Origin of the sequence: Maricaulis sp. W15, from assembly GCF_001924955.1 — a bacterium.
In the GTDB taxonomy this organism is placed as follows: Bacteria; Pseudomonadota; Alphaproteobacteria; order Caulobacterales; family Maricaulaceae; genus Maricaulis; species Maricaulis maris.
The window spans coordinates 33,329-44,039 of the sequence record NZ_LQXG01000007.1 but is presented as its reverse complement, the minus strand read 5'-3'; the positions used below and the strand labels follow the sequence as shown (position 1 = coordinate 44,039).

Annotated in this window: 12 protein-coding genes; 6 read left to right on the top strand and 6 right to left on the bottom strand. The window is 64.3% G+C overall.

The features are described from left to right. Positions 1 to 293: 293 nt before the first annotated feature. Positions 294 to 1,250, bottom strand: a complete 957-nt coding sequence (locus AWH62_RS05100; RefSeq protein WP_075189415.1) for an esterase-like activity of phytase family protein — start codon at positions 1,248 to 1,250, stop codon at positions 294 to 296. 116 nt (positions 1,251 to 1,366) lie between these two features. Then, on the bottom strand, positions 1,367 to 3,265 hold the full coding sequence (cobT, locus tag AWH62_RS05095; protein ID WP_075189414.1) for a cobaltochelatase subunit CobT: 1,899 nt from the start codon (positions 3,263 to 3,265) through the stop codon (positions 1,367 to 1,369). A 172-nt stretch (positions 3,266 to 3,437) separates the two neighbouring features. On the opposite strand from cobT, the gene AWH62_RS05090 reads away from it, so the two are divergent. Further along, positions 3,438 to 3,710, top strand: a complete 273-nt coding sequence (locus AWH62_RS05090; protein ID WP_075189413.1) for a hypothetical protein — start codon at positions 3,438 to 3,440, stop codon at positions 3,708 to 3,710. 171 nt (positions 3,711 to 3,881) lie between these two features. Further along, positions 3,882 to 4,709 (top strand): flagellin, encoded by an 828-nt coding sequence (locus tag AWH62_RS05085; RefSeq protein WP_158025567.1) that lies wholly within the window; start codon positions 3,882 to 3,884, stop codon positions 4,707 to 4,709. A gap of 26 nt (positions 4,710 to 4,735) precedes the next feature. Here the strand turns inward: AWH62_RS05085 and AWH62_RS05080 are convergent, their stop codons facing one another. Beyond that, positions 4,736 to 5,032: a metal-sensitive transcriptional regulator gene (locus AWH62_RS05080; RefSeq protein WP_075189411.1), complete on the bottom strand. Its 297-nt coding sequence runs from the start codon at positions 5,030 to 5,032 to the stop codon at positions 4,736 to 4,738. A gap of 41 nt (positions 5,033 to 5,073) precedes the next feature. Between AWH62_RS05080 and AWH62_RS05075 the strand changes: the two genes are divergently transcribed. Genes AWH62_RS05075 through AWH62_RS05065 form a run of 3 tightly spaced genes read left to right on the top strand, consistent with a single transcriptional unit; the run spans position 5,074 to position 8,149 of the window. Continuing rightward, a complete protein-coding gene (locus tag AWH62_RS05075; protein ID WP_075189410.1) occupies positions 5,074 to 6,438 on the top strand; it encodes a TolC family protein in 1,365 nt (454 codons plus the stop codon). Further along, positions 6,438 to 7,817, top strand: a complete 1,380-nt coding sequence (locus tag AWH62_RS05070; protein ID WP_075189409.1) for a multicopper oxidase family protein — start codon at positions 6,438 to 6,440, stop codon at positions 7,815 to 7,817. Before AWH62_RS05075 ends, AWH62_RS05070 begins: the two co-directional genes overlap by 1 nt. Next, entirely contained in the window at positions 7,814 to 8,149 is a 336-nt protein-coding gene (locus AWH62_RS05065) for a copper-binding protein (RefSeq protein WP_075189408.1), read from the top strand. Before AWH62_RS05070 ends, AWH62_RS05065 begins: the two co-directional genes overlap by 4 nt. Here the strand turns inward: AWH62_RS05065 and cobS are convergent. The 3 genes from cobS to AWH62_RS05050 form a co-directional block, all read right to left on the bottom strand. Continuing rightward, positions 8,146 to 9,132, bottom strand: a complete 987-nt coding sequence (gene cobS / locus AWH62_RS05060; protein WP_075189407.1) for a cobaltochelatase subunit CobS — start codon at positions 9,130 to 9,132, stop codon at positions 8,146 to 8,148. The genes AWH62_RS05065 and cobS overlap by 4 nt on opposite strands. A gap of 118 nt (positions 9,133 to 9,250) precedes the next feature. Beyond that, complete coding sequence (locus AWH62_RS05055; RefSeq protein WP_143742931.1) at positions 9,251 to 9,670, bottom strand: hypothetical protein; 420 nt, start codon at positions 9,668 to 9,670, stop codon at positions 9,251 to 9,253. 72 nt (positions 9,671 to 9,742) lie between these two features. Then, entirely contained in the window at positions 9,743 to 10,357 is a 615-nt protein-coding gene (locus AWH62_RS05050) for a J domain-containing protein (protein ID WP_075189405.1), read from the bottom strand. 65 nt (positions 10,358 to 10,422) lie between these two features. Here AWH62_RS05050 and AWH62_RS05045 point away from each other — a divergent pair, with 65 nt between their 5' ends. Next, positions 10,423 to 10,692: a BolA family transcriptional regulator gene (locus tag AWH62_RS05045; RefSeq protein ID WP_075189404.1), complete on the top strand. Its 270-nt coding sequence runs from the start codon at positions 10,423 to 10,425 to the stop codon at positions 10,690 to 10,692. The last annotated feature ends 19 nt before the right edge of the window (positions 10,693 to 10,711 follow it).

The following is a 10,711-nucleotide window of genomic DNA, read 5'->3' as shown; positions in this document are numbered from 1 at the left end:
ATTGGTGATCCGGGGGCGTTGGGAGTACGGAGCTCGTCCGGTTGCCTGGAAACACCGCCAGACCAACCCGGCGTGGCCATCGATGGGACGGCGGCACAAAGCTCGACCGTTTGTTCCCATCGGTTTCGAGACGGGGCCGGTAACGGCCCTGACCAAATCTCCGTGTGCGAGGTGCCCCCGGCGCCACCCACAAAACTTACATAGCAAGGCACCGGCAAGGCACCTCGCACCCCTCAACGACCCAAACCGCCAGGCGTTCGCGCCGTGGCGATGTCGGTGCGTGCCGGGAAGGCTCAATCGAGCTGGAAGGCCATAAGCAGCGTCCGCTGGGACCGGTTGTAATTATCGTCGGACATCACGAGTAGGACAGTCTGGCCGCCGCGCTCGGTGATGGCGAGGCCCTCGAAATTATCGACTGTCTTTCCGGCCTCCAGCGTGCCGAGCAATTCCGCCTCTATGCGCTCGCCCGTGCCCAGCGCGGCGGCCGGAAAACGCAGGATGCGGATCCGGTTTCCGATCCCCGATTGCCAGAAGCGTTCGAGCGCATAGACATGGCCGTCATGATAGTCCAGCGAGGTCAGGCCATAATCCGGCTCGGCGGCCAGCTCGGACCGGGTCCAGCTTCCATCGCGATGCAGCCAGAGCGGATGGACCCCGTCACGGCCATCCTCGATACCCGCAAGCAGGGCGCCATCCGGCAGGGCGGTTAGTCCTTCCATGCCGCCATTATCGGTGAATTCGGCTGCGTCCGGAGGCGCCGGAAAGGCTTCGCCGGCACTGTCCAGCCGGCTCCAGTCCTCACCCAGCGCATAGGTATTGATCCGGTGCTCGCGTTCGAAACTGACGGCGTAGGCGCCGCCACCGAGATCGGCGATGGCCTCGCTGTCGGCGGCCCGTCCGCCCAGCGGCGCGCCGGTGCGGGAGAGGATGGGGGCGATTGAGAACGCGCCGACATGGAGGCTCCCATCGGTCTCGCTCCAGCCGATATTGGCCGTCATCCAATAGGCGCTGTCGGACACGGCGAGGAGGCGGGAGCCATCGGCCGAGAGGGTAAGGGCAGAGAAGCCGCCGAACCGGTCATCCGGGTCGGTCAGCGCGACCCCGCCCAGATAGCTCAGCCGGTCCAGATCCGTGCGGTCGGGCGATTGCTCATAGAGCGGCACGGCCTGGCTGCCGGCTTGGGTCAGCTCGGTATCGACCGAGCAGGCCGCCAGGCACAGCGGGAGGAGGGGAAGAAGCAAAGAGCGCATCGGGCAGACCCTGTTCGCAGCCGCGGGGAGACGATCTGTCTAGACCGGTGGGGCGGGAGGGGCCAGCCCCGTTTCGGCGGGCATAGAGCGATCTCGGCAGCGGCCGGTGTGCGACCCTAAACACGCCCCGCAATCGACGAGAAATCGGTCCGGTTCATCGCTTGCGGGCCGCTGGAGAAGCCGGCACCCTTGCCGCCATCTTCCTCGAACAAGGCCGCAAGCTGGTCGGTCATGGCGCCGCCGAGTTGTTCGACATCATTGATGGTCACGGCGCGGCGATACCAGCGGGTGACGTCGTGGCCGATGCCGATGGCCAGGAGTTCGACTTCCGAACGGGTCTCGATCATGGCGATGGTCTCGCGCAGATGGCGTTCCAGATAGCCGGCAGAATTGGCCGACTGGGTGCCGTCATCGACCGGGGCGCCGTCGGAAATCACCATCATGATGCGGCGCTGTTCGGGACGGGCGGCCATGCGCTTCCAGGCCCACATCAGGGCCTCGCCATCAATATTTTCCTTCAACAGGCCTTCGCGCATCATCAGGCCGAGATTGACGCGGGCCCGCCGCCAGGGCGTGTCGGCGGCCTTGTAGATGATGTGACGCAGATCATTGAGACGGCCGGGATGCGGCGGCTTGCCGTCGGCCAGCCATTTCTCCTTCGAGCGCCCGCCCTTCCACGCCTTGGTGGTGAAGCCCAGTATCTCGGTCTTTACGCCGCAGCGCTCCAGCGTGCGGGCCAGGATGTCGGCACAGGCGGCCGCGACCATGATCGGCCGGCCGCGCATCGAGCCGGAATTGTCCAGCACCAGGGTGACGATGGTGTCGCGAAACTCGGTATCGCTTTCCTGCTTGTAGGACAGCGGCAGGGTCGGGTCGGCGATGACGCGGGCGAGGCGGGAGCCGTCCAGCACGCCTTCTTCAAGGTCGAACTTCCAGGCCCGTTCCTGCTGCGCCATCAAGCGGCGTTGCAGCCGGTTGGCGAGACGGCCAACGACCTGGTCGAGGCCTTTGAGCGTATTGTCGAGATATTTGCGCAAGCGCTCCAGCTCTTCCGCGTCGCACAGGTCGGAGGCCTGGATGATCTCGTCAAATTCGCGGGTGAAGACCTTGTAGGACTTGGCGTCGGGATCATTGGCCGGCTGCCAGTTCGGGCGCATGGCGGTCTGGGCGGCGCCTTCATCATCCATGGCGTCGACGCGGGTGTCGGCGTCGTCTGTGTCGGCATTGATTTCTTCTTCGTCACCCGCCGTGCCGGCGGCATCGGGGGTGTCGGGCTGGTCGCCCTGCTGGTCGTCGCCCTCGGCGTCATCGCCGGTGCGTTCCTCGCGATCGACGCCTTCATCCTCGTCTTCGGGATTTTCCGATTGTTCCGGATCGCCGCCGAGCTCGTCCGACAGGTCGAGATCCTGGATCACCGTGCGCAGCAGGTCGGCGAAGGCTTTCTGGTCGTCGGCATTTTCCGCGAGGGCGTCGAGTGACAGGCTGGCGACGCTTTCCATCTGGTCGCGCCAGAGCGACATCAGCCCGGCGGCCTCGGCGGGGGCCGGACGCCCGCTGATACGTTCGCGGACCAGAAGGGCGAGCGCCTCTTCCATCGGTGCGGCCTGACGGTCCTCGACCCGCATCCAGCCCTTCTGCTTGCAGCGCATGGCGAGGGCGGCATCAAGATTGCCGGCCATGCCGTGCATGTCGCGAGCGCCGAGGCCCTCGACCCGCGCCTGTTCGGCGGCGTGGAAAATCGCCCGCGCCGTGGCGCCGGGTGGCAGGGTGCGGACATGGGCCGCCTCGTCATGATGGGCCAGTCGCAGAGCCAGGGCATCGGCCCGGCCGCGCACCGCTGCCGCCGCTTCCGGCGAGGGCTCACTGCCGGGATTGGGCAGGACCATGCGTCCACCCGACAGGCCGGCAATCTCGCCGCCGAAACGCACGTCGAGATCCCGGTCGCCGGCAATGGCGCGGGTGGTGATGGACAGGGCGCGCTTGAAGGCGTCGGGATCGGCAGGCGGCTGACTCATGGCGGCAAGGGTAATTCATTCGCGCCGAATTGCGAGCACCCCCGGCCGCAAAAACCACAGCTCGGAACGGCTGGCCCGCTCGGGCGTTTCATATCAATTACAGGCGAGGCAGTGCCAGCCTGGTGAAGGATGCCGACCCGTTGTCGGCTGGCAGATGACAGGAGTAAGGCTGATGCTGAAAACCGACTATCAAAACGCATTGCTCGACCCGGCTGATGCCTTCGCGACGCCTGACGGTGTCCTGGCGTGCCGCGATCTGAGCCGCGCCCAGAAAATCGAGATCCTGCGCCGTTGGGAACATGACGCAAATGAAGAGGCGGTTGCGGTCGAGGAAGGGATGCCTGGCGGCACGCCGGCCATTGTCCGCCAGGTCTCACTGGCCCTTGAAACACTGGAGCGTGACGGGGAGGCCGCTCCGGCTTCGCCGACCAAGCATGGCGGCTGATGCCCGGACGGGTCGGCCCGTTGAAAGACGGCCTTGATCGGGGCGTGGCCGTCAACTTCTCGCTAACCCAATCGTGGAAAACTGGTCGACGGACCCGTATAGGCAAAAATGCCAAGGCGGGTCGGCAAGATGGTGGCGAGTGTCGGCAGGATGACCTTTTCGGTCCATTCCATGGCCGCCGTGAACTCCGCGCTGCAGCATATGAGCATGCTGCAATCGGAAAGTGCCAAAGTGCACGACCGGATCGCGACGGGGCTCAAGGTAGGCAGTGCCAGTGATAATGGCACGGTCTGGGCGATGGCCCAGGTCATGCGCACGGACAATGAGTCCCGTGGCAGCGCCCTCACATCCATCGATCTGGGAACCGGCGTGGTCGAGACCGCGCTGGCAGCCGCTGAGGGCATTTCCGATCTGATGGTGGAAATGCAGTCCAAGCTCGTCGCGGCCACCGACACGACGCTGGACGAGCAGAGCTGGCGCAGTCTGATGACTGACTTTATCGAACTGGGCAATCAGGCGACGCGCTTGGCCGACAATGCCAGTTTCAACGATCTCAACCTGCTGGGCAGCGGCGGCGAGGACCTGTCCGTCCTGATCGGTGCCAATCCCGGCGACACGCTGACAATCGCGGCGGAAGATCTGACCGATGGCGGCGGGATTTTTGACGCCGGCCTGGCGGCCAACCTGCCGCAAAGCGACAACTCGATTGTCGCGACCCAGCCAACCAGTGCTGATGTGGCGGCGTTCGAAACCTCAATGTCCGATGTCACGTCTGCCGTGTCGCGACTGGGTGTCGGGCTGCGCTCGCTGGAAATCCAGAAGACCCTGCTGGTCAAGCAGATCGATGTGACCAGCGCCGGTATCGGCAATCTCATCGACGCCGATCTCGGTCGCGAAAGTGCCAAGCTGCAGGCACTTCAGGTGCGCGAACAACTCGGCATCCAGGCGCTTGAGATCGCCAACCGCTCGCCGCGGGTGATTTTGAGCTTCTTCCAATAGGCGACCATCGAGGCCGCGATGCCGGATTATAACCGGTAATGCTTGGCCAGAAGGCCGATCAGCTCGTCCAGCTTGGCTTTCTGGTCGCCGGCATCGCCGCTTTCGATCGCGTAGGCGACGCAGTGGCTGGCATGGTCCTTGAGGATTTCACCCTCCACCGCCGCCAATGCCGACTTCACCGCTGACAATTGTGTGAGCACGTCAATGCAATAGCGGTCGTCCTCGATCATCCGCGCGATCCCGCGCACCTGTCCTTCCACGCGTTTGAGGCGGTTGAGGCTTTTCTCCCGTGCCGGGGTGAGGGGTGTCTGGACATCTGTCATCCCGCTTGTATACCCCTAGGGGGTATGTTACCGCAAGCGGCATGATGCTTCCACGCCTGCAAATCCTTCCCCTGCTCGCCTCCATCCTCGCTGTGACGGCTTGTGTGAGTGTCGATCCGGCCCGTGAACAGGCGGGTGTCATGGACGAGGTCGCGGCGCGCCTCGGAGTGCTGCCGGCGGCCGTCCGTCCGGAGGCCGGTGAAGTCCTCGACGAGGCCGCCGCAGTCGGTCTGGCCCTGGGCAATAATCACACATTGATGGCCCGGCTCGCCGAGGCGGGGATTGCGCGGGCCGATTGGGCCGAGCGTTCGCGTCCGCTCAATCCGGTGGTCGAGGCTGTCAGCTTGCCCGGACACGGTGACGGCCGGGTCTGGGACGTTGATTTGCGGACCTCGCTTCTGGGCCTGGCGGCAACACCCTGGCGGGCCGAGGCTGCGCGGCAGCGCTATGAGGGGCAGCGGGCTGACACCGTCCTGGCGACAATCGACTTCATCGCCGATACCCGCCGGGCCTGGGTCGCCGCCATTGCAGCACGCCAACGTCTCGACCTGCAGGAACGCATTCGGGATGCCGCCACGGCCAGCCTGGTCGTTGCCGAGGAGATGCGGGCGGCCGGCAATACGCCGGTGATTGAGCTGGAACGCGAGCGGGTCTTTGCGCGACAGGCAGAGCTGGACCTTCTTGATTCTCGCCACGCCGCCGTCCAGGCCCGTCTGGCCCTCGTCCGGCAATTGGGCGTCGACCTGCCCGAGGACAGCCTGCCTACGCGCTTGCCGACTTTCGATCCGGCCCGCGATTTGGCGCTCGACGCGGCCGAGGCGATGGTCGCCAGCCTGCCCTTGCAGGCGGCCGCTTCGCGCGTGGAGGCCAGTGCCGGCGAGGCAGGTCTGGAGAATTGGGCCAGCCTGCTTGAGCACGCTGAAATCGGCGCGGTCTGGGAACGTGAGGAGGCCGAGTGGTCGCGCGGCTGGACAGTGGAATTCGCGCTGCCGGTGTTTGACACGGGCGATGCCCGCCGCACGGCCGCGCGTCTGCGGGCCGGTCAGGCGGTCGACCGGCATGCAGCCCTGGTGCACGAGATCCGCACCGCGATCCGTGCCGCACAGGCGGCCACCGATCTCGCGGCAAGCCGGATCGACCAGCTCGAAACCGACGCCCTTCCGGCGACCGAACGTTTGATGGATGCGACAATGCGCCAGTACAATGCGATGCAGGTCTCGGTGTTTGATCTGATGGCTGCGGTACAGATGCGCACACGCACCGGCCAAGCCTATGTCGATGCCCTGAAGGACTTGCACGAGGCTCGCATATCCCTGCAGCAAATCCGCGCCGGCGGCTCGCCGGTCATGATCGATGCGGCCGATCCGGGCGGTGCAGCAACAGGCCGGACCGGGGGAGGTCACTGATGCCGATTTCCAGACGCGACGCCCTGCTGGTCGGCAGTGCCGGGGTTGCCGCGGCCGGCCTGGCTGGCGGGTCCGCAACGGCGCAACCCGTCCGTGCCGCCGCCCACAGCGCGTCGGTGGCGCATGACCGCGATTATGCACCGGGGCGGCCGGACCGGGATTATACGCCGGTTGTCACACCGGATGGCGCCACTCTGCCCTACCGGATTGTCGACGGGGTCAAGGTCTTCCACCTCATCTCCGAAGAGGTCGAGCACAGTTTTGCGCCGGGCCTCAACGCGAAAACCTGGGGCTATAATGGCCGCACCCACGGGCCGACCATCGAGGCCGTCGAGGGCGACCGGGTGCGGGTCTATGTCACCAATCGCCTGCCGGCACCGACGACCGTGCACTGGCATGGCGTCATCCTGCCCTCGGGCATGGACGGGGTGGGCGGTCTCAACCAGCGCGCCATCCATCCCGGCGAGACCTTCGTCTATGAGTGGACCTTCCGCCAGCACGGTACCTTCATGTACCACTCGCATCATGACGAGATGACCCAGATGGCGCTGGGCATGATGGGCATGATCGTGGTCCATCCGCGCCAACGCTCCGGTCCGCGCCCGGATCGGGATTACGCCATCATGCTGTCGGAATGGGTGCTGCACCCGGGGGCTGAACGGCCCGATCCCAATGCGATGGGCGATTTCAACATCCTGACCATGAATGCGCGCTGCTATCCCGGCACCTCACCCCTGGTCGCCCAGCGCGGCGAGCGGGTTCGGATCCGCTTCGGCAATCTTTCGGCCATGGATCATCACCCGATCCATCTGCACGGCTATGCCTTCACCATCACGGAGACCGATGGCGGCGTGATCCCGGTCTCGGCGCGCCATCCCGACACCACCGTGCTGGTGCCGACCGGGTCGACACGCACGGTCGAATTCATCGCCGACAATCCCGGCGACTGGGCCATGCATTGCCACATGACCCATCACGTCATGAACCAGATGGGCCATGGCATTCCCAATCTCACGGGCGTCAATGCCCGCCGCATCGACCGCGCCGTCGGCGCCCTCCTGCCCACCTATATGACGATGGGTCAGGACGGGATGGGCGAGATGGGCCAGCACATCGAGATGGGCCATATGCCGGTGCCGGACAATTCCCTGCCCATGGTCGGCGCCCGAGGCCCGCGCGACTACATCACCATGGGCGGCATGTTCACCATATTGAAGGTTCGCGACCGCCTGACCGGCGATGGCGATCCGGGCTGGTATGACAATCCCGAGGGCGAGGCCCGCCCGGCCAGCGCCGATGAACTCAGCCGCGATGGCATCGACACGACTGCTTCGAACGCTCCGGCCTCCGCCAACCCGCATCAAGGACATCAGCCATGATCACACTTCTCGCCACCAGCCTCCTGCTTGCCACCGGCAGCGCCGATCACCACGGCCATCATGGCGGTCACGCCATGGCCGATGCCGAAACGACGGCACAATCGGTGGTCTCTGCCGATGTGCGCACGGTCGACACCGACGCCCGCACCACGCTCCTGCGCCATGAAGCCATGCCGGAACTGGGCATGGGCGCCATGGTCATGCCGTTTGCGGTTGATGAGGGCGTCGATATCGAGCTGTTCCAGCCCGGCGCAGCGCTGATGGTCACGGTGACGCGCCGTGACGGCGAATTGTTGGTGATCGCGGCTGAGGTGGATGAGAGCGCGGGTTAGGCCGCGCTCACACTTTTCACCGGCGCTTCCGGCAGGTTCACATCGAACACGCGCTGATACATCTCGGCAATCACCGGGCGTTCCAGTTCGTCGCACTTGTTCAGGAAGGTGAGGCGGAAAGCGGCGCCGAGATCGCCGAAAATCTGGTGGTTTTCGGCCCAGGTGAGAACGGTGCGCGGGCTCATCACGGTTGAGATATCGCCATTGATGAAGGCTTCGCGGGTGAGATCGGCGACCTTGACCATGTCGGCGACCTGTTTGCGGCCCTCTTCGGATCCGGCCAGCGATTTCATCTTGGCCAGCACGATGGCGTTTTCGGTTTCGCGCGGCAGATAGTTCAGCGTGGCGACGATGGACCAGCGGTCCATCTGGCCCTGATTGATCTGCTGGGTGCCGTGATAAAGGCCCGTCGTATCGCCCAGACCGATCGTGTTGGTGGTCGAGAACAGGCGGAAATAGGGGTGCGGCCGGATCACCTTGGTCTGGTCCAGCAGGGTCAGCGAGCCGGCGGCTTCCAGCACGCGCTGGATCACGAACATCACGTCCGGGCGGCCGGCGTCGTATTCATCAAACAGGAGGGCGACCGGGCGTTGCAGGGCCCAGGGCAGGATGCCTTCCTGGAATTCGGTGATCTGCTTGCCGTCCTTCAACACGATGGCGTCCTTGCCGACCATGTCGATACGGCTGACATGACTGTCCAGATTGACCCGGACCATCGGCCAGTTGAGGCGGGCCGCGACCTGCTCGACATGGGTCGACTTGCCGGTGCCGTGATAGCCCTGGATCATCACCCGGCGGTTATAGGCGAAGCCGGCGAGGATGGCGCGTGTGGTGGCCGGGTCGAACACATAGTCCGGATCGAGAATCGGGGTGTGCTCGTCCGGCGTCGAGAACATGGCGACGTCAAAGCCCGGATCGAAGCCGAACAGCTCCTTGCAATCGGCTTTGGCATCAGGCGCGGAAAGGGGGAAACTATCGCTCATCGAACCGGTCTTTATGGCTGGGCGCACGCGTCATTTGTTGCGGTGCGTATAAACGGACGCTACCGGGGTATCGCACGCCTGCCGACGCTTCAAGTCAATGGCGGTGACTGCATGTCACTCAGATCAGGCGACGACCGCGTGTGGTGAAGTGGGCCAGGGTGATGGCGAGCATTTCGATGAGGATCACAATCAGGCCGAACTGTCCGGAATAATACTGGCCGTCCGTGATTTTCAGCCAGACCACGAGGTGGATGAGGCAGGCAAGGCCGAGTGCCAGGATTGCGGCACGGCGATTGAGCACCAGACACACCAGGCCCGCCAGCCAGCAAACGCTCATTGAGGCAAAGCCGATGATTTCGATCGGGTCCGAACGCAGGATTGCGGTGCCGATATCGAGATCGCCGAGCCTGGGGTGCCAGAGGCCGGAAAAACTGCCGATGATCATCGCCGACCACAGGCCCATATACAGCATGGGAAGACATGCCAGCCCGAGCGTTGCAATCCTGACCGGAAGTGGAATGCCCGGATTGTCCGACATGAAATGCCCCAAAATTATTTGCCCGGCCACAGGATCGACCCGGAAGGCAAACAAAGCGTTAGCTCAGCCGCGTCATGCCATGCCGGCGCTTTTGAGGATCTGGTAGGAGGCGATGACGCGGCCCAGCTGTTCCTCGCTCGAGCGATCACCGCCATTGGCGTCCGGGTGGAATTGTTTGACCAGCTCGGCATAGCGCTTGCGCACGGTCGCCGGATCGACATCCGGATCGAGCGACATGGTCTCCAGCGCCTTGGTCTGCAGCCGGCCCATGGATTTTTCGCGCGGCGCTTCCTTGTGCGGGTCCTTGCGGTCGCCGAACATGCCATAGGGATCGTTGAAACCGTCGGCAAAATCGCGGCTGGCCTTGGCGGCCTTGGCCGAGGCGGAATGGGTGTTCTTCCATCCCCAGGTCGGACGGTGGCCATAGGCGGCACTTTCGCGGAAGGACTGGGCGGCATTCTCGCTCATGCCCTCGAAGAAATTCCACGACTTGTTGTATTCCGAGGCGTGGCTCTGGCAGAACCAGTAGAAGTCATTGAGCCGGTCATTCGCTTTCGGTGCGCGGCTGTCGCCATGCTTCTTGCAGCCCGGCCATTCGCAGACACGCTCTTCCGGCGCCGGCTGGTCCTTGGGCGGCTTGATGCGGATATCTTTGAACCGCGGTTTGTAATTGTAGGCTTCGGACATGATCCCCGATTATGGTCATGCGTCTGTAAAGCGGCAATGAAGCCGATGAACAAAGAGGTGTGAAAATGGAAAATCTTGCCGCCAGGATAGAGGCCAAGCTGCAAAAAGTCTTCACGCCGAGCGCATTGACGGTGACCGATGACAGTCATCTCCATGCCGGTCATGCCGGCGCCCGTCCGGGTGGCGAGAGTCATTTTACCGTCGACATCACCGCCAGCCGCTTTGACGGCCTGACACGCGTGGCCAGGCACCGACTGGTCAATGAGGCATTGGCTGACGAACTGGCCGGTCCGGTGCATGCCCTGGTGATCCGCGCGAAGGCGGCGATCGAATAAGTCGCAGGTATCGTGCCTC